Origin of the sequence: Actinomadura harenae (assembly GCF_003696215.1) — a bacterium.
Taxonomy (GTDB): domain Bacteria; phylum Actinomycetota; class Actinomycetes; order Streptosporangiales; family Streptosporangiaceae; genus Spirillospora; species Spirillospora harenae.
The window spans coordinates 25049-50315 of sequence record NZ_RFFG01000004.1 but is presented as its reverse complement, the minus strand read 5'-3'; the positions used below and the strand labels follow the sequence as shown (position 1 = coordinate 50315).

Annotated in this window: 20 protein-coding genes; 10 read left to right on the top strand and 10 right to left on the bottom strand. The window is 69.8% G+C overall.

The genetic code is table 11. From position 1 onward, the window contains the following. Positions 1 to 11: 11 nt before the first annotated feature. From EBO15_RS03285 to EBO15_RS03270, 4 genes are all read left to right on the top strand, one after another. A complete protein-coding gene (locus EBO15_RS03285; protein WP_122192790.1) occupies positions 12 to 542 on the top strand; it encodes an SMI1/KNR4 family protein in 531 nt (176 codons plus the stop codon). A gap of 708 nt (positions 543 to 1250) precedes the next feature. Continuing rightward, positions 1251 to 1646 (top strand): hypothetical protein, encoded by a 396-nt coding sequence (locus EBO15_RS03280; RefSeq protein ID WP_147481366.1) that lies wholly within the window; start codon positions 1251 to 1253, stop codon positions 1644 to 1646. Positions 1647 to 2236: 590 nt separating this feature from the next. Further along, positions 2237 to 3835 carry a hypothetical protein gene (locus EBO15_RS43525; protein WP_147481365.1) on the top strand — a complete coding sequence of 533 codons (1599 nt, stop codon included), beginning with the start codon at positions 2237 to 2239 and terminating at the stop codon, positions 3833 to 3835. 630 nt (positions 3836 to 4465) lie between these two features. Next, on the top strand, positions 4466 to 6988 hold the full coding sequence (locus tag EBO15_RS03270) for a DEAD/DEAH box helicase (RefSeq protein WP_122192787.1): 2523 nt from the start codon (positions 4466 to 4468) through the stop codon (positions 6986 to 6988). A gap of 80 nt (positions 6989 to 7068) precedes the next feature. Here EBO15_RS03270 and EBO15_RS03265 read toward each other — a convergent pair whose 3' ends face one another. Both EBO15_RS03265 and EBO15_RS03260 read right to left on the bottom strand, forming a co-directional pair. Next, entirely contained in the window at positions 7069 to 7533 is a 465-nt protein-coding gene (locus EBO15_RS03265; RefSeq protein WP_122192786.1) for a hypothetical protein, read from the bottom strand. Between the two features lie 395 nt (positions 7534 to 7928). Continuing rightward, positions 7929 to 8834 (bottom strand): phytanoyl-CoA dioxygenase family protein, encoded by a 906-nt coding sequence (locus tag EBO15_RS03260; RefSeq protein ID WP_122192785.1) that lies wholly within the window; start codon positions 8832 to 8834, stop codon positions 7929 to 7931. A gap of 184 nt (positions 8835 to 9018) precedes the next feature. On the opposite strand from EBO15_RS03260, the gene EBO15_RS03255 reads away from it, so the two are divergent. Both EBO15_RS03255 and EBO15_RS03250 read left to right on the top strand, forming a co-directional pair. Continuing rightward, entirely contained in the window at positions 9019 to 9777 is a 759-nt protein-coding gene (locus EBO15_RS03255) for a response regulator transcription factor (protein ID WP_122192784.1), read from the top strand. A gap of 3 nt (positions 9778 to 9780) precedes the next feature. Continuing rightward, complete coding sequence (locus EBO15_RS03250; protein ID WP_199744300.1) at positions 9781 to 11607, top strand: sensor histidine kinase; 1827 nt, start codon at positions 9781 to 9783, stop codon at positions 11605 to 11607. 146 nt (positions 11608 to 11753) lie between these two features. On the opposite strand, the gene EBO15_RS03245 is transcribed toward EBO15_RS03250, so the two are convergent. Continuing rightward, positions 11754 to 12521: a hypothetical protein gene (locus tag EBO15_RS03245; RefSeq protein WP_122192783.1), complete on the bottom strand. Its 768-nt coding sequence runs from the start codon at positions 12519 to 12521 to the stop codon at positions 11754 to 11756. Between the two features lie 486 nt (positions 12522 to 13007). Here EBO15_RS03245 and EBO15_RS03240 point away from each other — a divergent pair, with 486 nt between their 5' ends. The 3 genes from EBO15_RS03240 (at position 13008) to EBO15_RS03230 (ending at position 15696) form a co-directional block, all read left to right on the top strand. Further along, positions 13008 to 14162, top strand: a complete 1155-nt coding sequence (locus EBO15_RS03240; RefSeq protein WP_158628118.1) for a pentapeptide repeat-containing protein — start codon at positions 13008 to 13010, stop codon at positions 14160 to 14162. 107 nt (positions 14163 to 14269) lie between these two features. Beyond that, complete coding sequence (locus EBO15_RS03235) at positions 14270 to 14794, top strand: carboxymuconolactone decarboxylase family protein (protein ID WP_122192781.1); 525 nt, start codon at positions 14270 to 14272, stop codon at positions 14792 to 14794. A gap of 56 nt (positions 14795 to 14850) precedes the next feature. Continuing rightward, positions 14851 to 15696 carry an alpha/beta fold hydrolase gene (locus EBO15_RS03230; RefSeq protein ID WP_122192780.1) on the top strand — a complete coding sequence of 282 codons (846 nt, stop codon included), beginning with the start codon at positions 14851 to 14853 and terminating at the stop codon, positions 15694 to 15696. 26 nt (positions 15697 to 15722) lie between these two features. Here the strand turns inward: EBO15_RS03230 and EBO15_RS03225 are convergent, their stop codons facing one another. Continuing rightward, positions 15723 to 16295, bottom strand: a complete 573-nt coding sequence (locus tag EBO15_RS03225) for a TetR-like C-terminal domain-containing protein (protein WP_122192779.1) — start codon at positions 16293 to 16295, stop codon at positions 15723 to 15725. A gap of 71 nt (positions 16296 to 16366) precedes the next feature. On the opposite strand from EBO15_RS03225, the gene EBO15_RS03220 reads away from it, so the two are divergent. Next, positions 16367 to 16870: an FBP domain-containing protein gene (locus tag EBO15_RS03220; RefSeq protein WP_122192907.1), complete on the top strand. Its 504-nt coding sequence runs from the start codon at positions 16367 to 16369 to the stop codon at positions 16868 to 16870. 36 nt (positions 16871 to 16906) lie between these two features. Here the strand turns inward: EBO15_RS03220 and EBO15_RS03215 are convergent, their stop codons facing one another. The 6 genes from EBO15_RS03215 to EBO15_RS03190 form a co-directional block, all read right to left on the bottom strand. Beyond that, the gene (locus EBO15_RS03215) at positions 16907 to 17920 is read right to left on the bottom strand and encodes a phosphotransferase family protein (protein ID WP_122192778.1); all 1014 of its coding nucleotides are present in this window, start codon (positions 17918 to 17920) and stop codon (positions 16907 to 16909) included. Beyond that, on the bottom strand, positions 17917 to 20367 hold the full coding sequence (locus EBO15_RS03210) for an aminoglycoside phosphotransferase family protein (protein WP_122192777.1): 2451 nt from the start codon (positions 20365 to 20367) through the stop codon (positions 17917 to 17919). The genes EBO15_RS03215 and EBO15_RS03210 overlap by 4 nt, the downstream gene beginning before the upstream one ends. Positions 20368 to 20555: 188 nt before the next feature. Then, on the bottom strand, positions 20556 to 21590 hold the full coding sequence (locus EBO15_RS03205) for a 2-hydroxyacid dehydrogenase (RefSeq protein ID WP_122192776.1): 1035 nt from the start codon (positions 21588 to 21590) through the stop codon (positions 20556 to 20558). Positions 21591 to 21599: 9 nt separating this feature from the next. After that, positions 21600 to 22253 carry a histidine phosphatase family protein gene (locus tag EBO15_RS03200; RefSeq protein ID WP_122192775.1) on the bottom strand — a complete coding sequence of 218 codons (654 nt, stop codon included), beginning with the start codon at positions 22251 to 22253 and terminating at the stop codon, positions 21600 to 21602. Further along, entirely contained in the window at positions 22250 to 23743 is a 1494-nt protein-coding gene (locus tag EBO15_RS03195; protein ID WP_122192774.1) for an FGGY-family carbohydrate kinase, read from the bottom strand. The genes EBO15_RS03200 and EBO15_RS03195 overlap by 4 nt, the downstream gene beginning before the upstream one ends. Continuing rightward, on the bottom strand, positions 23740 to 25260 hold the full coding sequence (locus EBO15_RS03190) for an FGGY-family carbohydrate kinase (protein WP_122192773.1): 1521 nt from the start codon (positions 25258 to 25260) through the stop codon (positions 23740 to 23742). Before EBO15_RS03190 ends, EBO15_RS03195 begins: the two co-directional genes overlap by 4 nt. Between the last annotated feature and the right edge of the window lie 7 nt (positions 25261 to 25267).

Here is a 25267-nt window from a genome sequence, read left to right as displayed (position 1 = left end):
ATCATCGACACATGTTTCGCAAGCTCCTCAAGCGGCAGAAGACCGATTCCCACGCACCTCTGACGGAGGCCGAGGTCGCCGACGCTGAACATGACCTCGGTATCAGCTTCCCGCTGGAGTATCGCGACTACCTGCTGAACGTCAGTGCGGGCGGTGAGGTGGAACTCCTGCGCCGTACCGCCGACGGCTGGGGCTGGAAGCATCAGGACGTTTGGGGAGAACAGCTCCGGGCGCCGTTCCCGCATCCGGACACTTGGGCCGAGTACGAGGACGCTCTGTGGGAGCGGCATCCCGAGCGAGCAGATCTTGCTGAGGACGAGTCGCCTGCGGCCGCCATGGACCCCTGGGTCCGAGAGTTTCGGGATCTCGAGTGGTGGCAGGTCGCGGGCACGTTCATCGCGCGGAGCCACGGCTGCACCTTCAACACCCGCATGGTCGCCTCCGGCCCGCTGGCCGGCACCATGTGGTGGGAGGACCTGGGCTGCTGCGGCGTGATCGTCCCCTCTCCCTGGATCACACCGTCGCCGCACCGTGGCCCATGACCTTCAACGAATGGCTCCACCACGGCGCAGACTCGTATGCACTGAAACCTCCGTACGACCCGAGCTTCACACCGGGGCCGAAGCGATAAGGCCGTGAGGGGCGTGGGCATCCAGCGCCCAGGCCCCTCACGTTCACCGTCGTCGTCTCACTTGTGCGCTGCGTTTCACAAGTCGGAGCATGTACGCAAGCTTCGCGTGCTCGGCTCGTTGCTGCCCGACAACAAGGATTAGCTGACTGGATCTCGGCCGTCTGGCGTGGAAAACAGGGTCGAAGCTTTCCAGCTTGAGCGAGCGTGAACCACCGGGCTGCGTCACCCCTGGTGCCGAACGCGCCGGAGTGTTCATTCGCGCGAATGAACACTCCGGCGCGTTCGGCACCAGCCTCTCACATCCATGAGCACCGACCTCTTTTCGGCGAGATCGAGTGTCGGCCAATCGAGGAAGTCAACTCTGACAGCCAGACATCCGAGAAGGCCGAGATGATGATCCGAGCAGGTAAGTAAGTCCACTTCCTCACCTCGGACACCATGGCCTGTTTCTGGACTAACCAAAACAGAATTTTCCTGCGGGCCGTTTTACACATCCGACGACTTCTTGTCCAGTTTGCCGACAGGATGCTGTATATCTTTCTACAAGCTCCTCTGATACAGAGGGGCTGTCAGCGTGGAAGTTCGCGGGACTCCCTTGATGCAACGACCTGGGGGAACGATGAGTGATCAAACCGACCTGGTAGCAATGGCCAGCGCAGCTGCCGCCGCGCTGGTGGCAGAGATGACCAAGGACGCCTGGGCGACGATGCGAGCGGCCGCTGCACGCCTGTTCGGGCACGGCGGCAAGGACGAGCAAGAGCGACACGTGCGGCGCATGGATGCCGATCACGCGCAGGTCGCTGAACTGAGCGAATCAGACCTCGTCGACCGCTGGAAACGACGGTTCCTCACACTGGTCGAGGATTACCCCGACGCGATACCCGAACTGGCTGCACTGGCGGCATCCAATAGCAAGGAACCATTTTCTCTCAACCAAAATGCAGTGGGAAATCAGGGGCCCGTCATTCAGATCGGCCGCGACAACTCCGGCGGCATAAAGATAGGCGAGAACTGAGAATGACAGAGGGAACGCAGGACTCAAGCACCTCTCAGTTCGCCCAGGGGAACAGTGGACCGCTTGTACAAGTCGGCGGTCACAGCAACGCGCCTATCAATATTCTCCACCGAGCAAAGGTGCCTATCTGGCCGGTACCTCAGCAAGATCTAGAACCAGCGGTTGAGCCACTGTGGGCCCACACCCCCACCCCGGAACATGTACGAAGAAGTCTGAGCAGCCAAGGGCTGGCTGTTGTCACTGGGGAACACGGTAGTGGGCGCAGGACCACGGCTCTGCGAGCCATCCTTCGTTATTTCGCGCCATCCGACAAGATGGATCATAATTCTGGGCAAATATTCGACCTATATCCAGACTGGGATGAGGACGAGACCCCTTCGCAGGAAATTCTGCCCGACCCGCTGCCCCGACGAGGGTTTGTGCTGGATGCCGTCCAGCGCACTCTGAGCCCGGCTACCTCACAGGCCCTCACCTCATGGGCAGAGGATCTCCACCGAGTCGGTTCGTGCCTGGTGCTAATCGGTGGCACCGCAGACTGGCCGGGTGACATTCGGCTATGCGAACCAGCCACTCGCCCTGATCCTACCCAGGTGGCCCGTAACCACCTTCTCCATCGACTGAGCGCTTCGGAGCAGGCTCGCTGGCTACAAGTCGATTCCCAAATCGGCACACCTCGGGTAGGGCTACGACGGCAGGCGACTCCCGATCAGAGTGCCGGCATCTTCTCCACCCTGATCCCTCACAACGTCAGCCCGACAGACGCTGTCCGCATCGCCGAGCGGCTCCGCGCTGTCTCCCCTGACAGGGTTACGGCCGCGATTGGGCGTCTCCACGGCATCAACGAGGAACCAGACCTGGGCCGCAAAGACCTGCAGGAAATTCGCGACCAAGTCCTGGAATGGACCGACTATCTCGAAAGGATCCTCGCCGACACTGGAACACGTGGCCAGGACCGTGTGATGCTCTTGGCCGCCGCGTTTCTTGAAGGCGCGCCGCTGGAAGTGTGTATCAAGGCTGCCACCGCCTTCGATCCCCACGCCAGCCAAGCCAGACAACGATTCCGTGAGGGCCGCAGTCCGCGTCGTCGACTGCGCGACGTTGGCGTAGACGTCACTGAAGCCGATACGGCGACCTTCAGCAGCCGGCCCGGTCTTGCCATGGCCGCCATTCGCACCGACTGGCATCATTGGGCCGACGAACGGACTCAGACCCGTGAATGGCTAGAGCTCATCACCTCCGCAAAAGCTGTGGCAGAGAACTGGACCAAGCAAGTCGGGGAGCGGTTGCTAGATCTGTCACGAACCGCAACCGATCCGCCATTCTTTTCGGTTCTAGAGTCATGGGTATCTGCCCCGGACATTGATGACGACCGGTCCTCCATTATTGCAGAGCTACTAACCCAAGCAGCTCTCACCGAAGAACTCACGCGAGATGTCCACAGCAGACTATTGACGTGGACGAAAAGGAGTCCCAGCCAAAGAATCGTTGTCGCACGCGTCTGCGCTGGCAAGTATGGGCTTCGCTGGCCACAAACTGCACTAGTTCGCATCCGCCACCTTCTAGCAAAGGACGATGAAGCCTCCCAGATCGCCTCGGCAGTCCTGGCGAACCATGCCCAGAATCGAAGAAATCTGGAGCGTATCGTCAAAACTATCGATAGCTGGCTGGAGAAATACCCGAACCATCCCGCAGGACCGCGCGCGTTCTTGGCACTCACTGACCCCTCGATCGGAGATGGCGTATCCGAAGCACACTCCATCAGTGTATTGGGCACTCTAATCACCCTTGCACAGAGTTCGCCAGAAATTCGCGATTTCCTAATCAGTGGATGGGCGATCACTCTACAGCAGCCAGAGGTTCGAGAAGCCGCCTATCGTACCCTAGTTAATTGGTCCGAGGCCGTTCATGATTCGCACCTAGACCGCGATTTCACCTTCGGACTTCTCACCGACGTCCGTAATGCTCATACCCCACTCGATGCGATGTCCCGCTTCTTGTACGGCAGCCCCGATCACGATGCACCGGCCGTCATCAACGCACGTTTCGCCTTGGCCAATCTGAACTCCAACTCTCACCTTCCCTGTACCCGCCCGAACTGTCTGATTTCCAATCCCAACGGCCCCTCTGAGGCGGGCACGGTGGAACAAACAGATCCAAGTAGCCAGGAACCAGGCTCAACCGAAACTTAATCCCCTGGTCAAGACCCAGCTCCACATACACCTGAGCATTGGCCCTGTCGTGACTCCCGTCCTAACCCCCAAGTGAGACGTGCCTTCCGCTGTTAGGCTGACAGGAGTGCGGTGGTAGCTTTACTGGGAAGACAATCCGCTTATCGGGTTGTCACTCGTCAGGGATCAGGGTTTTCGCAGGGTCAGTACAGCGTTGGGGCTGGGTGACCTGAAAAGCGAAAGGTCGGCGGTTCGCCCCCTCCCCTTCCCCTGCCCACATCTTCTGAACAGCCAAAAGCCCGGGCACGATCATGTGTTTGGCATTTTTACGTCAACCCGGACGGCAACGTCCAGCTACAGCCGAGTGCGCTCCAGAGTCGCTATGCGTTCTCGCTCGGCCTGCCACTGGGGGCTGCCCGAGCGCAGCTCAGGGAGCTTGCCCAGCTGCGAGACGCAGACGCTCTCAGTTCTCGCCGAGAGTCAAGTCAGGTACCCGGCTCAGGTAACAGAGGCGATGGGCGACTCCCCGGTCTGGAGGAGAGCCGCGTGTGGCGGGCTTCAATCACTGATCGTGGTAAGACGTTGCGCCGGTGTCCGCGAGATGATGGCGACGCTCGCATCACGATGTAGTCCGAGGAGGGACTCCGAACCATGCCACTCGACTGGAACCGTGTCGGCGCTGGAAACGTGTCGCCGCTGTTGCGGCCGCGCGAGATCTACGCTGCGCTTCCCCATCGTCCCTGGCCCTATCTTCGGCATGAGCAGGGTGAGGTGCTGGAGCGTTGGTTTGATCGCCGCAGCGACCGCGACGTCGTGATCAAACAGAACACTGGCGGTGGGAAGACCGTCGTCGGCCTCCTGATCGCTCAGAGCACGTTGAACGAGGGAGTGGGCAAGGCCATCTATCTCGCGCCGGACACCTACCTGGCACGGCAGGTGCGGACGGAGGCGGACCGGCTGGGGCTGGTCACCACCGACGATGCCAGGGACCTGGCGTTCCGCCAGGGGAGGGCCATCTTGGTGACGACTTTCCAGAAGCTAATCAACGGCATGTCGGTGTTTGGCGTGGTGGGAGACGACAGGGAGAAGATCAACCTGGGCATCGTCGTCGTGGACGACGCCCACGCGGCGTTGGCCACCGCCGAAGGTCAGTTTCGGCTGACTATCCCCGCAGAGCATGAGGCATATAACGAACTCCTCGAAGAGTTCGCTGAGGACCTGAAGGCCCAGTCCCCCAAGGCTTGGGCAGACGTCTGTGCCGACGACTACACCGCCACCATCCGAATCCCGTTCTGGTCCTGGGCGGACAGGCGAGACAAGGTCATGGCGATCTTGCACCCGCACGCCAAGGAGGACGAGTTCAAATTCGTGTGGCCGCTGATCGGGGACATACTGCCGCTGTGCGCGGCGACTGTCACCAGCCGCGGTGTGGAACTGCGTCCGCCGTGCCTGCCGATCGCGATGATTCCCGCCTTCCATGAGGCTGCCCGCCGGGTCTACCTCACCGCCACCCTCGCCGACGACAGCGTGCTGGTCACCGATCTGGACGCTGATCCCGCGATGCTGCGGCGGCCAGTCACGCCGGGGAGCGCTTCTGACCTGGGCGATCGGATGATCTTGGCACCGGTCGGCCTTAATCCTGAGCTGGACGACGAGGCCGTACGGGTCATGGCCCGGCAGTTCGCCGACGGAGACCGTGATGGCGACAGCGTCGTCGAAGACGAACCGGTCAACGTGGTCGTGCTGGTGCCCAGCAAGAAAGCCGCCTTGGCGTGGCACCCCTACGCCGACTATGTCCACCTCGTCGGTGACCTGGAAGCCGGGGTAGCGGACCTGAAGGCTGGCCATGTCGGCCTGGTGGTACTGGTCAACAAGTACGACGGTGTCGACCTGCCTGGCGATGCCTGCCGCCTGCTGATCCTGGATGGTGTGCCTCGCCCGATGGACGCTGCAGAGCGCCGTGAGGCCAGTGTCTTGTGGGGCAGCGAAACCTTGCTGACCCGGCAGATTCAGCGGATCGAGCAAGGCATGGGACGGGGGGTACGCGACAGCGAGGATCACTGCGTTGTCCTCCTCCTGGGCAGCGAACTGGCTGTGGCGATCCATGAGCCCCGGCAACGCGGGCTGCTCTCCCCCTCGACGCGAGCCCAGGTCGAGCTCAGTCATCAGATCGCCCAGCAGATTGAAGGGGAGGGATTGGCCGCGGTCCGGTCCGCCATCAGCGCCTGCCTGGATCGCGAACCGCAGTGGATGACATTGAGTCACCGGGCACTCGCCGATATCCGCTACGCCGAGAGCAGCGTTGTCCGCCCCGAAGCCATCGCGGCCCGGGAAGCGTTCGACCTGGCCGTCACCGGGCAACTACTCGAGGCCGCTGATCAGATGCAGCGCACCATCACAGAACTCCAGGACAAGGCAGTAAGGGGCCTGCTTACCGAACAACGTGCCGCCTACCTGCACCAGGTTGACGCAGCTGCAGCCCAACGCATGCTGACCAGGGCACTGGCCGACAACCCATTCGTCCTGCGACCAGCCGCTGGAGTGACGCCGACGCAGCTCAAGGCAGCAGCAGCGCAAGCGGCAGCAGCAGCGAAGTTCCTGACGGAAAATTATATGGATGGCATGGCCCTGGTCCTGGGCGTCCGGGCACTGCTGGACGAGATCGTCTGGGGAGATGAGGACCGGACCGACGACGCGGAGGCAGCGTGGGAGCGTCTGGGGCGTCATCTCGGTCTGGCGAGCACTCGCCCAGAGAAGCGGTACGGAACTGGCCCGGACAATCTGTGGGCGTTGAGCTCCAGTCGCCACGCCGTGATCGAACTGAAGACCGGCTGCTCGACCGACACGATCTCCAAGAGCGACCTCGACCAGCTCGGCGGCAGCGTGCGCTGGGACGAAAGTACTCACTCCGGCGCAGACCAGGTGCCGGTGATGGTCCACCCCAGCAACACCATCCACGACAAGGGCATCGCCGTACCGGGAATGCGAGTCGTCACCACGCAGACCTGGGAACAGCTCCAGCAGGCTGTTCGCGGATTCGCGGTCGCGCTTGCCGATGGTCAGGGGCGCTGGAAGGACGAAATGGCCGTCGCGGAGCAACTCGCGTACGCCAAGCTGACCGCTGGCAACTTCTTCCAGACCTATGCGGTAGCTCCACGTTCTACAACAGGCTGACCCGCCGGCCAATCGGCACCGCTTTATAACAACGGGGCTGGATGTTCTTGGATCGGTGTGGACGTGCGGGAGAGTGTGGATTATTCCTCGGGACGCTCATGGGGAGGGCGATATGAGATTCCTTGCTGGTGCAAATAGTCACTTGCATCGCCACACAATGATCTGAACTGTGACAAGACCGGGACACCCTGGTGAGCGTCGCGTTCCTCCAGGAACGGCTGAGCAGCCGCGAGCGTGCGAACGAGCGGCAGTGCCCAAAGATCCAGGACATCTCTCCTACTCACATAGCGTCTCTGGTAGTAGATGCCCAGGACGTTGAATGCAGCTAGCGCGTGATGAATGACCAAGTGGTCACCCTCGCTGAGGTCTGCGATGTCTCTCCGCTGTGCTGCAACTTCGTAGAGCAGGCGACGCCCCTTCTGCATCTCGGCGTCAACGAGGCGCTCATGCAGCTTCAGAAACAAGTCTCGGTTGTCCCGCCACCTACCGTGGAGGAAGACAGCAAGGCTGAAGGCCAAAGCGATGAACGAGATAGCGAGGCTCATGCCCACGTCCCCAATCCCCAGAGCATCTCGGCAGTCTCCAAAAGTTCGACGCTAGCTCGACGGGTATCGCTCCACCACCAGAGCCTCCAAACAGCGAATCCGTCCGGGCCCCGGCCCCATCGTTCTCAGCCCGCGCCCCCAGGGCTAACCATCAGATGGCGGCAACGTTGACGGCAACGACGGTGAGCAGCCCGCCCCTATGCGCACACGTTGGGCACCGGTTGACCTTGGCCTACGGGGTCGGCAGCGGGGTTGCTACTCCTGATCCTCGGAAGGTCCTCTTCGCGTTTCGGTGAGTGAGCCCCCGCCGTAGCTCGGGGGCTCACTCACCTCGCCGTCCGGGGCGGGCGAGCTCCGGGCGGCCGTCTTTGGGCGCTCGTTCTTGGGCGCCCGTGTCAGCGGAGGTAGTGGCGGCTCCGGTCGAGGAGGCCGCGCTGCTTGAGCTCGGCGCGCAGCGGGATGTCGTCGTCCCACACGCCCGACTCCAGCGTGAACCCGAAGTGGCTGGCGGCCTCGTCGCCGTCGCCGAGGAGCTGGCGGCGCAGCGGGCTCAGCGACCGCCACCACGCGCTGTGCCGGTCGATCGCGATGTCGTCCCGCCAGCGGATCCAGCGGTAGGTGTAGCAGAGGAAGACCATCTTCCGCGTGATGGTCGACTGGTTGGCCGAGCGCGAGTGCCACAGGCGGCGGTCGAAGATGAAGGCGTCGCCGGGGTTCGCGGTGATCTCGACGGTGCCGGGCGGACGCGGGTACACGCCGTCCGGGCCGGGCTCGGTCCGCTCCAGGGTGTTGCTGCGCTGGCTCCCCGGCAGGACGAGGGTGCCCCCGCGACCCTCGTCCGCCAGGTCGCTCAGCACGTACGCCACCTTGATCGAGAACATCGGGCGGGGTTCCATCTCCAGGTCGGCGTTCTGCCGGTAGCCGTCCTGGTGCCAGGTCCACTTCGGGGAGGGCCGCTCGAGCGCGGGCGGGTTGACGTCGATGTGGCTGTGGTGGACGTAGATGTTCCAGCCCAGGTGCCCCCACAGGTGCGGGAACGTCGTGGGCAGGTCGAGCAGCTCGGTGAACGCGTCGTCGCGGAAGGTCGCGCCGAGCACGTGCATCGCGCCGTTCTCGCCGAGGCGCCCGGCGCGGCCCTCGGACTCGTACACGCGGTCGACGGCGGCCTCGATCCGGGCCCGCGCCGGCTCGTCCAGCGCGTTGCGGACCAGGAGGTATCCCTGTTCGGCGAAGGTTCGGTGGCTGGCGTCGTCGATCGGCGTGAACCGGTCGGCCGCCACCTGGTTCAGCGTGTCGGGCATGGGCGTCTCCGCGGACGGATCGGTGGCGGCCCCGGGTGGTGCCGCCGGACGAGGCGCCACTCAAGCCGAGCGCCGTGAAGAACCCGTGAAGAACCCATGCGGAAACGATCTTCTTCGGTCCGGGAACGATCTTCCTTCAGCGGGAGGAGGATGTCTGCTTCGCCCGCTCTGTATCGTCCTGATCATGTGGACCGCCGCCCGGATCCTGCTCGCTGAGGACGATCCCAAACAGGCCCGCCTGATCCGGGTCTACCTGGAGCGGGAGGGGCATCGCGTCACCGCGGTCGGCGACGGCCGCCAGGCGCTCGAACAGGCCCGCGCGCTCCGCCCCGACCTGCTCATCCTGGACGTGATGATGCCCGGCGTGGACGGCCTGGACGTCTGCCGGATCCTGCGCGCCGAGTCGTCGGTCCCGATCCTGCTGCTGACGGCCCGCTCGACCGAGGAGGACCAGCTCCTCGGCCTCGACCTGGGCGCCGACGACTACCTGACCAAGCCGTTCAGCCCGCGGGTGCTGACCGCGCGGGTCCGGGCGCTGCTGCGCCGCGCGGGGGCCGGGAAGGGGCCGGTGGCGTCCGGCGAGGTGCTGCGCGCCGGCGACCTGGAGATCGACCCGGACCGGTTCGAGGTGCGGGTCGCCGGGCGCAAGGTGGAACTGACCGCCAAGGAGTTCGGCATCCTGCAGATCCTCGCCGCCGAACCCCACCGGGTCTTCACCCGCGCGCACATCCTGGAGCTGGCCTTCGGGTTCGACCACCACGTCCTGGAACGGACCGTCGACGCGCACGTCATGAACCTGCGCCGCAAGATCGAGCCCGACCCGGCCGACCCGGTCTACGTCCAGACCGTGTACGGCCGCGGCTACCGCCTCGGCCCCGTCGCCGACCACCCCGCCGCGAACGCCACCGGCCCGGGCGCCGGCGCGACGGGCGCGGCGGGCTGAGGCGTGACCCGGCGGTTCCGCACGCGCGTCTTCGTCGTCGTCGCCCTGGTCGCCGCCACCGCGGTCGGCGCGACCGCGTGGCTGACCGTCCGGGCCACCCGCGCGGAGTTCGCCGAGTCGGCGGCGGTCGAGAAGCGGGTGGTGGACGACATCTACGACACGCTGAACGTCTACGGGGTCAAGCACGGCACCTGGGAGGGGGTGGTGCAGCCGGTCGTCCGGCTCGGGCGGGGCACGGGCCAGCGGATCCGGCTCACCACCCTCGCCGGGGAGGTGATCGTCGACACCGACACCGAGGCCGCCCGGACGGCGCGCCCGGCCACCCGGCGGGCGTCGGGCGTGCTGGATCCCCGGCAGATCATCCTGCGCTCCGAGGGCGCGGCGTCGGCGGACGACCCGTCCGATGCGCCGGGCAACATCCCCGTTCCCCCGCCGGGGGTGAAGATGATGCCGGCGAAGATCGCCTTCTACCGCCAGGCGATGCGCCTCCGGGCGTGCGTCACCCGCGCGGGCAACGTCGACCTGAACGCCGTCGACACCATCCGCTGGCCGCGGGACGCGCTGAAGGCCGGTGCGTTCGTGGGCCTTCCGTACGAGGCGATCCAGCGGTGCTCGCAGAAGAGCCCCAGCAGCATCGGCGAGCTCAAGGCCGACAGGGACGCGGTCGCCGTCTGTCTCCACCAGAGCGGCGGCCCCTCGAACGCGGCCGGCTCGAACGCGGCCGGGTCGGGCGCGCCCGCCTCGGGCGCGCTGGTCCCGGGTGCGACGGGCCCGGGGAACCAGCAGCCTCCGGCCAATGCGGCCGACGACTGCGCCGACCAGGTGCTGCAGCAGCGGCTGGAGGGGGTGGCCCCCGAGCCCCTGCTGCTGTGGCTCGGGTACGGGCGCGAGACCACCGCGCTGCGGGCGTTCCAGCCGGCCCGCGTGATCACCGCGGCCGTGCTGGTCGCCGTCCTCGTGATCGCCTGCACGGTGCTGCTGAGCCGCCGCGTCCTCGCGCCCATCGGGGCCCTCGCCGTGGCGGCGCGGCGTCTCGGCGCCGGGGACCTGTCGGAGCGGGTCGCCGTGCGCGGACGGGACGAGATCGCCGAGCTCGCCCGCAGCTTCAACCGGATGGCGGACTCGCTCCAGCGCAGCGAGGCGGCACAGCACCGCATGGTCAGCGACATCGCGCACGAGCTGCGCACGCCGCTGGCCAACATCCGGGGGTATCTGGAGGCGCTGCACGACGGGGTGCTGGAGCCCGATCCCGACCTCGTCCTGTCGCTTTTGGAGGAGGCGGTGCTGCAGCAGCGGCTCATCGACGACCTCCAGGACCTGGCGCTGGCCGAGTCGGGCGCGCTGCGGATGCTGTGCACGCCCCTGGACGTCCGGGAACTGCTGGAGACCAGCCGGGTGGCGCACCGGGCCGTCGCCGAGTCGCACCGCGTGGAGCTCACCGTCGAGGCGGAGGCCGTGCCGGCGGTCGACGCCGACCCCGACCGCCTGCGCCAGGTCGTCGGGAACCTCGTGACGAACGCCCTGGCCGCGACACCGCCGGGCGGGAGGATCACGCTGCGTGCCTCGTCGGCGGGGGGCGTGGTGGAGATCCAGGTCGCCGACACCGGGCGGGGCATCGCGCCCGACGAGCTGCGGCACGTGTTCGACCGCTTCTGGCGGGCGGACTCGGCGCGGGGCCGGGCCACCGGCGGACGCGGCCTCGGCCTGTCGATCGCGCAGGGGATCGTCCAGGCCCATGGCGGGAGCCTCGTCGCCGAGAGCACCCCGGGGCGCGGCTCGACCTTCACCATCGTCCTGCCGAGGGCGGACGGGCCCGGCGGGCCGGAGTGAGGGAGCATGCCGGCCGGGCAAGGGCGGGCGGGGGCGCCGGGTGGCGGGTGGCGGGTGGCGGGTGGCCGGTGCCGGGTGCCGTCGGTGGTCCTCGGGCACCCGGCCGGCGTCCTCAGCGGACGCCCGCGTCACGCTGGTGAATCAGGTCAGCGCTTGCCGTGGTACCGGTCCCAGAGGGCCTTCATGCCCGCGGTGTAGACCACGACGTTCCCGTCGTTCTGGACGGCGAGCCAGTTCGGCTTGCGCCAGGTGTGGGTGGACCAAAGGGCCTTGCCCTTGAGGTACACCACCAGGTTGCCGTCGGCCTGCATCACGGTGTACGCGCCCTTGTGACCGGACGTGCGGGTGTGCCAGGCGAGCTTGCCGCTGCGGTACAGGGCCAGGTCACCGCTCGGCTCCTGGCGGAGCTGGTAGACGCCGTTCTGGGAGACGACCTTCTGGTAGGGGTAGAGGGTCATCCCGCTCGGCAGGGTGCTGATCCACTGGTAGGTGGACCACAGCGGGGTCTTGCCCTGGTAGACGACGGCGTTGCCGTCGTTCTGCAGGGACAGGAACGCGTTGGTGTGACCCCAGCTGTGGTTGTTCCACAGCGTCTTGGTGCCCTTGGTGATGGCCAGGGCGCCGTCCTTGCGCATGGTGACGACGGAGCCCTTGACCCAGGTGTGCGAGCTCCAGATCGAGCTCGACCCCTTGTAGACGACGAGGTTGCCGTCGGCCTGCATCAGGAGCTTGTAGCGCGCGTTGGGCGAGCGCAGGTACTGACCGGCCTTGAGGGTCTGGCCGGACTTGAGCACCGAGCTCACGGCGGTGGCTTCCACACGCGGCTGCGCGGTCTCGGCGAACGCGGGGACCGCGGAGGTGACGGCGGCCGCCGCCAGCGTGGCCGCGGCGAGCGCGGTCAGCTTGATCTTCATACGTTGAACCTTGGAACCCTTCTGTCGCTGACATCGCGAAACAACGCGGATGTGACGTCGACGGACACGTCCCGGTTCACGACCTTCGCGAGACGAATCCCACTTCGCACGGTTCGTCAACACTCTCCGCACGCTCGGCACACACCCGCCGTCGGCATCGCTCCGTCCGCGAGGTCGCGGTCTCTCCCGGCCTCGCGGACGGAGCGCCCCCGAGAGAGCGACCCCGCAGGTCAGAGGACGTCACCCCGAGGCCACTCTCTGCGGACACCATCCGGCCGTCCCGCCCCTCCCCTGTCGCGGGCGCGAGACGGCCACACGCGGTTCAGGGTGGGCCCGCCGCACGCTCCGTCCCCCCTCGCAGGGCCCTGACCTGGGGTACTTGCTTCCCAGGACGCCGGGCACGGTCCCCGCGGTTTGGGCCATGACGCTCTTGATGTCGTAGAACAATCGTTTCGGCTGCGGCACGTCTGAGGGGACATGGGACTCATGCGGCAGGCTATGCAGTGGGCGGCGAGGGTGCGGGTGCTGAGTGCGCCCGGTGTCACCCTGCTGGCACTGGCGTACGGCTGGGCGCTCTGGAAGATGCCCGACCTGATGCACCTCGCCGACCCCAAGGACAGGCACAACGCGCGGATGCTCGTGGTGTCGGTGGCGGGCGGCCTCTTCGTGGCGCTCACGCTGCTGTACACCGCGCGCGGCTACCAGCTGGCGCACCGGGGCCAGGTCACCGACCGGTTCAGCAACGCCCTGGAGGCGCTCTCCACCGACCACTCCGACCAGCGCCTCGGCGCGGTGTACGCGCTCCAGCACGTGGCGCGCGACTCCCGTCCGCACCGCACCGAGGTCTTCGACGTGCTGGAGGCGTTCCTGCGGCGCAACACGTTCGGCGGCACGTCCCCGGACGTCCAGGCCGCGCTGCAGGCGATCCTGCGTCCGCCCACCTGGGCGCGGCCGCTGAACCTGCCCAAGGCGGAGCTGTCGGGCGCGGTCCTCCACCACGCGAACCTGGCCGACGCGAACCTTCCCGGCGCGAGCCTGGCCAAGGCCAGCCTGACCTGGGCGAACATGGCCCGGGCGGGGCTGACGGGCGCGTCCCTCCCCGGCGCCGACCTGACCGGGGCGGACCTGCACCGCGCGAACCTCACGGGCGCGAACATGACGAGCGCGAGCCTGATCCGGGCGGACCTCACCTGGGCCGACCTGACCGACGTGGACCTGACCTGGGCCGACCTGATCGGCGCGGTCCTGCGCCGGGCGACGCTGACCCGCGCGACGCTGGCGCAGGCCGACCTGAACCGCGCCGAACTGCCCGGCGCGACCCTCACCGGCGCGACCCTCACCGAGGCGAGCCTGATCCGGACGGACCTGACCTGGGCGGCCCTGGGCGGCGCGAACCTCTCGCGCGCGAACCTGACCCACGCCGACCTGACGGACGCCGACCTCACCCGGGCGAACCTGACCAACGCGGACCTCACGGGCGCCGATCTCACCGGCGCGAACCTGACCCGCGCGAACCTGACCGACGCCGACCTCACCGGGGCCGACCTGACGGACGCGGACCTGACCGGCGCGCAGGGCGTCACGTCCAAGCAGCTCCGCGAGGCCGGGAAGACCGCCGGCCTGATCGGTTTCACCGCCTGACCGGCTTCTCCGCCCGATCCCCGGCCGGGTGCCGTATACCCCCCGGAGGGTGTACTGTCTCCGATATACCCCCGGTGGGTATCATTCCCGGCTGATCGGAGAAGACCATGCGCAATCTGCGGCCCCTCACCCCCGACGAGGCGCCGGGCAAGTCCCAGGAACTGCTCGGCGACATCGTCGGCCGGCACGGCTCGGCCGGCGAGATGGTGAGCACGATGGCCCACTCCCCGGCCCTGCTCCAGGGCTACCTGGACCTCTCCCGGGCGATGAAGCGGATCAAGATCCCGCGTCCGCTCAGCGAGAAGATCTCCCTGACGCTCCAGGAGTGGATCGGCTGCGGGACCTGCATGGAGTCCCACATCGAGGCCGGACGGGCCGCGGGACTGACCGACACCGACATCACCCTGGCCCGCCAGGGCACGTCGACCGACGTCCGCGAGGCGGCGCTGCTGGCGTTCGCCCTCCGCGTGCTGACCGAACCGTCGTCCCTCACCCCGGACGACGTGACGGCCCTGCGCGAGCACGGCTGGAGCGACCGGGTGATCGCCGAGATCGTCGGCCTGGTCAGCCTCAACATGCTCACCGGCTCGTTCAACCTCGTCGCCGGAATCCAGCCGGACACCAAGCCATAGGCGGCGGCCCGCGCGTAGGGTGTGGCGCGATCGTTCCGGCGTCCTGGAGGTAGCGCATGCGTTCGACGTTCCGCACGCCCGGCGGCGTCACACTCGGGATCGAGCACTTCGGCGACCCGGCGGCCCCCCTCGTCGTGCTCGCGGGAGGCACGACCATGCTCTCCTGGCCCGACGGGCTGTGCGAGGCGCTCGCCCGCGGGGGACGCCACGTCGTCCGCTACGACCTGCGCGACTCCGGCGCGTCGACGACCGCCGACCCCGAGGCGCCGGAGTACACGCTGCGCGACCTCGCCGCCGACGCCGCCGCGCTCGCGCGGGGACTGGACGGCCGTCCGGCGCACCTGGCGGGCATCGGCGTCGGCGGGATGGTCGCCCAGGTCGCCGCGCTCGACCATCCGGACGCGTTCGCGGCGCTCACCCTCGCCGGAACGCGTCCCGTCGCGCCCGGCCCGGTCGACGACGACCTCCCCGACCATGACGCGGCGACGATGCGGCGGCTGTTCTCGGCCCCGAAGCCCGACTGGTCCGACCGCTCCGCCGTGGGCGAGTTCGCCGCCGCAGGAGCGGAGGTCCTCGGCGACGACCCCGCCGCGGCGCGCGCGAAGGCCGAACGCGTCTTCGACCGGACGCCCGGCACCGAACCCGCGATCCAGCTGGCCAACCAGCTCGGCACGGTGTTCGCCCGGCTCGACTGCGCGCCGCGCTGGCGCGAGCGCCTGCCCGAGCTCACCCTGCCCGCGCTCGTGGTGCACGGCCGCCGCAACCCGTTCTTCCCCGTCGGCAACGGCGAGGCGCTCGCCCGCGAGATCCCCGCCGCGCGGCTCCTCGTCCTCGAGGACGCCTCGACCGCGATCCCCGAGTCCGCCGCCGAGCAGGTCGCCGCGGCGATGCTCGCCCTGTAAGGGGATGCTCGCGCTGTGACCGGACGTCAGGCGGGCGGGGACGGCCAGTTGCGCAGGGCGACGTCCAGCGCGTCCAGGGTCCTGGCCCAGGACGTCTCGGTCTCGCCCGAGTGCTCGAAGCCGCCGGACGCCTCCAGGCTGACGAACCCGTGGAACGTGCTGCCCAGAAGCCGGACGGCGTGGGTCTGCTCCTCGTCCGGGACGCCGTATCCGCGCAGGATCGCCCGTGCCATCGCGCTGTGCCGGGGGCCCGCGCTGGCGAGCGCCGTCTCTCGGTCGAGGCGCATGCGCGTGGCGGTGTAACGCCCCGGATGCTCCCGCGCGTAGTCGCGGTAGGCGTTGGCGAACGCGACCAGGGCGTCCTTTCCTGCGCGTCCGGTCACGGCGTCCGCGACCCGGTCGGCCAGCTCCGCCAGAGAGAGCAGCGCCACACGAACGCGCAGGTCATGGGCGTTGGAAATGTGCGAGTACAGGCTCGCCACCGTGACGCCGAACCGGCGCGCGACCGCTGAGACGGTCACGTCCTCGAAGCCGACCTCGTCCGCCAGCTCCGCCGCCGCCCGCGCCAGGCGCTCGGTGGTCACTCCGGCCCGTGCCATGGACCCCCTCCCAGAAACCTAAAGGCTTTAATAATTTGCATGGTATCCCTAGTTTGCGTACCGTCGCGACCATGAACCCGCTCACCGAACGCGACATCCGCGCGTCCTTCGTCAACTGCTCCAAGGGCGAGGCCAAGCGCCTCCACCTGCCCCGGGACTTCGACGAGCTCCCCTGGGACGACCTGGACTTCCTCGGCTGGCGCGACCCGGCCGCCCCCGAACGGGCCTACCTGGTCGCCGAGCACGAGGAACGCCTCGTCGGCCTCTCGCTCCGCGCCACCGCCGCCGCCGCCGCGGCCCGCGGCTTCACCACGCGCAGCATGTGCTCCCTGTGCCTGACCACCCGCACCGGCGGCGGCGTCGCCCTGATGGCCGCCCGCCGCACCGGCGAGGAGGGCCGCCAGGGCAACTCGGTCGGCCAGTACATGTGCACCGACCTGGCCTGCTCCCTGTTCGTCCGGGGCCGCAAGGAGACCGCCTCCCCCCACTCCCTGGACGAGACCCTCACCCTGGAGGAGAAGATCGCCCGCACCCGGGCCAACCTCCACACCCTCCTGGCCAAGGTCACCCGCTGAGGATCCGCGAGGCCGCCGGCGCTCCCGCCGTCCCCGTCAGGAGGCGGGGCGGGTCTCGGCCCACCAGGTGAAGGCGGCGGAGATCTCGGACGCGGTGACGTCGGATGGAAGGTTCCACGGACGGCGGGCGGCGTTGAGCTTGGCGGCCATCATGTCGACCATCTGCGGCGGCGGGTACGGGTAGGGGCCGTCGGCGATGAAGGTCTGGGAGTAGCGGACGGTGTCGACGATCGCGGACTTGACGCGCTCGTGGTCGCGGTAGGCGGCCAGGTCGTGCTCCCAGCCCCGGGTGTGCTCGGACGGCATGCGCTTCAGCCAGTGGCCGACGAGGGTCTCCTCCTCGTCCGGCCGGTAGCTCATCTTGTGGAGGTGGACGGCCAGGTCGTAGACCGGGTCGCCCCACAGGGCCAGCTCCCAGTCCAGGAACTCGGTCGCGTCCCGGTCGACGATCATGTTCTTGCGGTGCACGTCGGCGTGGACGCACACCGAGGGACGCGGCGTGAGACGGCTCCACGGCCCGTCCATCGCGGTGAGCGGGGCCTCGGGGATGCCGAACCGGTCGAACAGCGGCGCGTAGTCGTCCTTGTAGGTGTCGTGGACCCACTGGGTGAGGACGGTCAGGCGGCGGGCGAAGGCCGCGCTGTCGCCGTCGGCGGGCCAGTCGTCCGGGATCGCCGGGAGCTTCTCGCGCGGGACGGCCGTGAGCTGGACGAACAGCTCCACGACGTCGTCCGGCACATGGGACGGGACGGGCACGCCGCGCGGCGCGACGTCGTTGAGGACGTCGCCGTGCAGGAACCCGTGGATCTGGAACGCCGGGTCGGGCGAGACGTGCAGGACGCGCGGCGCGTGCCGGACGAAGGGGGCGATCGCGGTCAGGACGTCCTCCTCGCGCCACAGGCGGAGGTCCATGACGTCCGCGCCGTGGATCGGGATGCGGACGATGACCGGGCCGGACTCCGCCTCCAGGCGGATGTTGTGGTTGTAGTAGCCGGCGGCCGCGGATCCGGGCCGGGACCGGGCCTGGTGGTAGAGGTCGAGCCAGGTCATGGGGTGTGCTCTCCCAGGAGGTCGGCGATCAGGCGTCGGGTGCGGCCCTGGAGTCCGTCCAGCGAGTCCAGGGCGTCGATCCGGGTGGTCGCGGCGCGCGCGGCCTCGGCGATGCCGTCGTCGTCCAGGCCGATCACGTCCAGGACCTGGCCGGCCATCATGATCAGCGTGGGGTAGACCTCGGCCGCCACCAGCTCGGACACGGCCCAGCGCGCCGACGCGAGGGCGTGATGGGGGTATCCGGTCCGGACGTGCAGGAGCGCGCGGAACAGTTCGGCGCGGGCCCGGCCGGAGCGGTAGCGGGCGCGGTCCAGGAAGTCGGCCGCGGTCTCGAAGGCGGCCGCGGCGCGGTCGTGGCGGCCCAGCCGGGTGAGCGCGATCGCCAGCGCGGTGTAGGTCTTGCCGATCTCGTGCAGCGCGCCGAGGTCGGTCTGCGCGGCGATGGCGGCGGCCCCGTGCTCGACGGCGGCGTCCGGGTCCGTCCAGGCGAACAGCTCGATGCGGTTGGTCTTCACCAGGGCCGCCTCGACGAGGGTCCCCGCGCGCCGGTAGATCTCCTCGGCCTCGTCCAGTGCCCGCTCGGACGCGGTCAGGTCGAGCGCGAACCGGTATCCCAGGTGGCGGAGCCGCCACACGTCCCCGCGCAGCAGGTGGTCGTCGGGGGCGGTCGCCTCCAGGATCCGGTCGGTCATCGCGAACGCGTCGCGGAACCGTCCCTGCCACATGTCCAGGTCCGCCACGCAGAATCCGGCGCGCAGCCCGACCCCGGGCGCGTCGGTGTCCCACAGCTCGTGGAAGACCGCCAGGGCCTCGGAGGTGTCGCCGGCGATGCGGCGGCCGTGCGCCGCCGCCAGGGCCAGGCGCGCCCCGACCCCGTCGCCCGTCGGCCAGTCCAGCCGGGGCGTGAGGCGGACGGCGGACGTGGCGTCCCCGAGCACGATCGCGGCCTCGGCCTGGAGGCACCGCGCGACGAGTTCGAGGCGCGGGGACGGATGCGTCTCCAGGTACCGGCGGAGGTCGGCGACGATCCCGTCCACGGCCTGCTTGCCCCCGCAGGCCAGCGCCTGGTCGGCGTAGGAGAGGACCCCGTCGCCGTCCACCACCCGCGCGTGCAGCCCGCTGTAGACCGCCTCCCGGACGGCCCGCGCCCGGGTCGCGATCCCGTCCTGGCTGGTCTGCCGGCGTCCGACGCGGTCGTCCCACACCCGTTTCAGGACGAGGTGGACGTCGGCCATCGTCTCCCGCGACAGCCGCCGGTGCAGCGCCTCCCGCATCAGCTGGTGCAGCCGCAGCCCGCCCGTCCCGGCCGGGTAGACGAACGAGTACGCCGTCAGCGACTCCCACGCCATCCGGTGCCTAGGCAGGTCGAAGGCGTCCGCGACGGCCTGGAAGATCTCGTAGTCGAAGACCCGCGCGACGCTCAGCAGCTCCAGCGTGCGGATCTCCTCGGCGGCCACGTGCGCGAGGAACCGCTGGAGGATCTCCTCCGACGACACCGCGGCGCTCTGCCGGGCGGTGGTCCGCGTGTCCACGGCCAGGTGCAGGTAGAACGGCAGCCCCTGCGAGGCGACCGCGATGGCCTCCCGGACGGCCAGGTCGTCGATCCCGCCGTCGGCCAGCAGCTCCAGCCGGGCCTGCATCGGCAGCCCGTCCACCCGGACCTCGCGCACCACCGGACGCCAGGACGCGTCGTGCGCGTGCCACTCGACCGGTTCCCGGCTCGCGACGACCGTGAGGCCCCGGTCGAGCTGCGCCACCAGGTCCCGCAGCCACACGTCGGACGCCGCGCCGCGCCGCAAGGCCTCGTAGGCGTCCACGAGGACGACATACCCACGCTCGGCGCTGGCCGCGCGTAGATCTTCGGCGAACAGGAAGGTCACGGCGTCCGCGAGCTCGGCGTTGCCGAGTTCGTCGAGCGCGCTCAGCGTCTCGTCGTGCTTGATGCGGTGGCGCTGCCGCGCGCTGGTCGACACCTTCTCCAGCAGCCGGACCAGCCCGACGCCGGTCCCGAACACCGGGACGCCGGCCGCCCCGTCCAGGATCTGTGTCAGCGCCTCGCTCTCGGCGATGAACGGCAGCTGGCTCCGCGTCAGACGCAGGTGCGGGTGCAGGCGCTGCCACCAGACGGCGTAGGCGATGTCGAACCGGTCGAACCTCACCCCTTGGCGTCCGAGCCCGACCCGGAGCACCGCCAGGGCGTCCTCCTGCTGCCGCATCGCGGGGACCTGGAGGTCCAGGGTGGCGGTGCGCCGTGTCTTCTTGACCCGTTCGACCAGCTCGCGCAGCAGCCGTGACTTGCCGATGCCGCCGACACCGACCACGTTGAACACCCGGGGCCCGGCCCCCGCCGATTCAAGTTCGCCCGCGAACGCCTCCAGCACGGGTTCGCGGTCCACGAACCGGCGGTGCATCGCCGCCACCCGCCGAAAACGCGGTTCCAAGGACACGGAGGACGCTCCTCCCCGCGGACCGGCCTTCCGCCCGCGCCAATCGGCTTCGCCACGGCCCCACTGTGGCCTTGCTCATCCGACGGAAAGCCAAGACCACCCGGTTCCCCCTGTCAACGTTCACCGCCGCCGCCTGGAAAGCAAGCACCCCTGGCGCGCGGGGCGGCAGGGGTGCTCGGGACGGTGGGTCAGCGGGACTTGAGGGCCTCGGGGTTCGCGCAGTGCTGGAGGGGGGCGCCGGCGAGGTGGCGGGCCACGTCCTTGGCGAGGATGCGGGCGGCGTTCATGGCGGTCTGCTTGCTGGCGCCGGCCAGGTGCGGAGTGACGGTGAGGTTCGGGGTGGTGAGGAGCCGGGAACCGGCCGGGATGGGCTCCTCTGGGAAGACGTCGCAGGCGGCGCCGTACAGGTGTCCCTTGTCGAGCGCGTCGCAGAGGGCGTCGTAGTCGAGCAGGGCGCCGCGGGCGCAGTTGACGACGACGGCGCCTTCGGGGAGGGCGGCGAGTTCGGCGGCGCCGATCATCCCGGTCGTCTCCGGGGTGACGCGGGCGTGCAGGGAGAGGATCTGCGCGCGGGAGAGGAGCTCGTCGAGGGAGACGAGTTCGGCCACATCGCCGAGGTCGGCCGCGTACGGGTCGTGGACGAGGACGGTGGCGCCGAGCGCGTTCAGCATGCGCGCGACGCGGCTGCCGACGGCGCCGTAGCCGACCAGGCCGACGGTGCTGCCCTCGATCTCCGGGCCGACCTCCTCGTAGCGGTAGTAGTCGCCGCGCCACAGGCCCGCGTGCAGGTCGGCGTGGGTCTGCGGGATGCGCCGGACGGCCGCCATGATCATGCCGAGGGTGTGCTCGGCGGTGGCGGCGGCGTTGCGTCCGGGGGCGAACGCGACCGCGACGCCGTGCTCGGTGGCGGCCTCCAGGTTGGCGTTGACGGGGCCGCCGCGGCTGACGCCGAAGAACTCCAGGTCGGGGCAGGCCTCCAGGACGCGCCGGGTGAGCGGCGCCATCTGGGTGACGCAGATCCGGACGCCCTGGAGCGCCTCGATCAGCTCGTCCTCGGTGCCGGACGCCTCGTCCACCTCGGCGACGCGGCCGAACGGGACGACGGGCCAGGGCAGGGTGAGCTCGGAGAACTCCAGGTCGGCGGTGGTCTCGGCGCGGACGGCGTCGACCAGGAGCCGGTTGAGGACGAAGTGGTCGCCGGCGGCGAGGACGCGGGTGCTCATCGGTGGCTCCTAGCGGACGGTCGCGGTACGGTCACCGTCGCACGGGACGCCGAGGGCGCCGCGCAGCGGGGTGTTGAACTCGAGCAGGGCGGCGCGTCCGCCGGTCAGGGTGATCTCGGTGAGCGCGCAGTTGCGGACCGAGGGGAACACCCGGCGGTAGTCGCTCAGCGGCATGCCGAGGTAGTGGCACAGCACCAGGCGGATCGCGGTGGTGTGCGCGACGACCATGACGCGTCCGTCCGGGTGCCGGTCGACGATGTCGTCCAGGCAGGAGGTGAACCGCTCGGCGGCGGCCTGCGGGTCCTCGCCTCCGGGGAGGTGGCCACTGACCGGGTCGTCGTGGAACGCGCGGAGGGCGTCGGGGAAGCGTTCGCGCATCTCGGCGCGGGTGAGTCCCTCGGCGCGCCCGAAGTCGAGCTCGCGCAGGCGCGGGTCGACCTGGAGGGGGAGGCCGGTGGCCTCGGCGCTGAACGACGCGGTGAGCCGGGCGCGGGTGAGGTCGGACGACCAGAGGGCCGACAGTCCGGCCCGCTGCGCCCAGCCGGCCAGGAGTCCGGCCTGCTCGAGCCCCCGCGGGGTCAGCGCGACGTCGGAGACCCCGGCGTACCGGTTCTCGGCGTGCCATTCGGTCTCGCCGTGGCGGACCAGGACCAGGCGGGTCATGCGGGCGTCCTTTCCCGTGCGTGCTCGGCGACCGGCCGTGGCAGCCAGCCGCGTCGTTCCAGTTCGGCGACCAGGCGCAGGTAGCCGTCGTCGAACCGGGTGTGGTGGGTGGGTCGGGGGTCCAGCGTCGCGCGGACCGAGACCATCCCGGCGGCGACCTCCGGCAGCGCCCGTCCGGCCGAGGCGGCGAGGACGGCGGCGCCGAGCGCGGGCTCGGCGTGCTCGGGGAGCGTCACGGGACGGCCGAGGATGTCGGCGCGCAGCTGGGACCAGTAGGCGCTGCGGGCGGCGCCGCCGGTGAGGGTGAGGTCACCGTCGACGGGGGCGCCGAGCAGGGCGAGGTAGTCGAAGCAGAGCCGCTCGACGTACCCGACGCCCTGGAGGATCGAGGCGAACCGCTCGGCGTCGCCCGCAGGTTCGCCGAGGACGAAGCCTTGGGCGTCCGCCGCGACGAACGGGAACCGCTCGCCCGCCGACACCAGCGGGTAGGTCACCGCGTCGGACGGCTCGTACGCGGCGGCCGCGCGGTCGAGTTCGGCCAGGTCACGGCCCGGGAAGTCGCGGGTGATGCGGCCCGCGCCCGTGCTGGACGCGCCGCCGGGCAGCCAGCGTCCGTCGGGGGCGCGGTGGGAGTAGACGACGCCGAGCGGGTCCTGGAGCAGGTCGTCGGTGACGCCCTTGAGGACCAGGGTCGTGCCGAGGACGGAGTTCCAGGAGCCGACCGTGAGGCGGCCGGTGCCGAGCTGGGACGCGCATCCGTCGGTGCACCCGGCGATGACCGGGATCCCGGCGGGCAGTCCGGTGTGCTCGGCGGCGGACGCCGACACCGTGCCGAGCGGGGTGCCGGAACGTTCCAAGGGGGGCAGGAGGCCGTCGGGGACGCCGAGATCAGACAGGACGTCCCGGGGCCAGTCCTCGGCGATGAGGTCGGCGCCGGTCTTCAGCGCGGTGCTGAGGTCGGTGGCGACGGGATGTCCGGTGAGGCGCGCGTTGACGAAGTCGGTCTGGTGCGCGAGCCGGACGCCGCCGGCGATGAGGTCGCGGCGGTGTTCGAGCAGCCACAGCAGCCGGGGCAGCGCCCAGGCGGGCTGCATGCGCTGGTAGCCGAGGCGGGCCCAGACGTGCCCGCCGGCGCGGTTGATGCGTTCGACCTGGTCGGCGGCGCGCGTGTCGTCGTACATCAGGCCGGGCGTCAGCGGACGGCCCGCGGTGTCGGCGAGCAGGATCGTGCCGGACGTGCCGTCCACGGCGACGGCCTGGACGGACGCGGCGGGGACATCGCGCAACGCCTGGCGGCAGGCCGCCCCCACGGCCGTCCACCACTCTTCCGGGTCCTGCTCGTGCCGGGGTCCGTCGCGGTGGTCGGTCAGCGGGTGGCCGCCGGAGCTGCGCACCTCGCCGCCCGCCGTCACGGCGACGGCCCGGACGCTCTGGGTGCCCAGGTCGACGCCGATCCATACCACCTCGTCCCGGGTGTTCGTCCGGGTCACAGGGTCCCCCCGTCGGTTCGGTCGCGGTGACGCGCGTCCGCCAGGATCGGCCAGGTGGCCGCCGCGGCGTTCCGCACGTCCAGGAAGGTCTCGTACATCCGCGCGTAGTACCCGGCGCGGACGGGGTCGGGCCGGTAGGCGTCGCCGACGCGGACGTGGGCGCGCGCGGCCTCGCCGATCGTCGTGGTCCGTCCGGTGGCGACGGCGCCGACCAGGAACGCGCCGCGCGCGCCCGCCTCGGCGTCGGTGGTCCGGACGACCGGGACGCCGGTGACGTCGGCCATCATCTGGAGCCACACCGGGCTCGCCGAGCCGCCGCCGCTGACGCGCAGCTCGGTGGCGGGCGTCCCGGCGGCGGCGAGGCAGTCGCGGACGACCATGGTCAGCCCCTCCAGGACGGCCCGGGCCATATGGGGACGCTCGTGGTCGACGGTCAGCCCGTGGAACGCGCCGCGCGCCTTCGGGTCGAGGAACGGCACCCGCTCCCCCGCCTGCGACAGGTACGGCAGGAAGACCAGGCCGTCCGCCCCGGGCGGGGCCTGCGCGGCCAGGTCGGCGAGGCCGCCGGGGTCGCCGTCCATGCCGAGCAGGCGGCAGGCCCAGTCGACGACCTGCCCGCCGGACAGCGTGGGGAAGGACCGCAGGTAGCGGCCTCCCGCCAGGCCCAGCGGCAGGGTCAGCCCCGTCGGCTCGCCGTCCAGGGCGGGCGCGTCGACGATGGTCTCGGTGCACACGGTCGTGCCGAGGATGACGCACGCCTGGCCGCTCTCGGTGGCTCCCGCGCCGAACGCCGTCGAGGCGACGTCGTAGGGCGCGAGGACCACGGGCGTCCCGGCGGGAAGGCCCAGCTCACCGGCGGCGGCGTCCGTGAGGTCGGCGAGACGCCGGTCGTCGGAGCGGATCTCCGGCAGCAGCGGACGCGCCCACTCCATGTCGTAGAGACGCAGGAGTTCGTCGGAGTATTCGCGGGTGCGGATGTCGAGGAACGGGACGGACGCGTCCGACTCGTCCACGGCGATCTCGCCCGTGAGCCGGGAGAAGATCCAGCCGCCGCAGGTGAGCGTGGCGGCGGAGCGGGCCAGCCGCTCCGGGTCGTGCGCGCGGAGCCAGGTGAGGACGCCGGTGGGCACCCCGGCGAACGACACCGAGCCGTTCGTCCGGAACGCGGTGGCCATGACGCCCGCGTCGTTCCACCGGGCGACGGTGTCCGCGGCGCGGCCGTCGCTCCAGAGGATCGCCGGGCCGGTCGGACGGCCCGACGCGTCCACCAGCCAGCAGCCGTCGCCCTGCGCGGTGACCGCGACGTAGGACACCGGTGCGCCGCCGAGCCGCTCGCGCACCTCGCGCACGCCGCTCGCGACCGCGTCCCACACCTCGTCCATGTCCTGCTCGACATGGCCGGGCGCGGGCCGCCGCACCTCGGTGGGACGCCGGACCACGACCCGCTCGGCGCCGTCGCCGTCGTACCCGACGACCTTGATCATCGTGGTTCCGGCGTCCACGCACACGACTGCCATCAGAGGT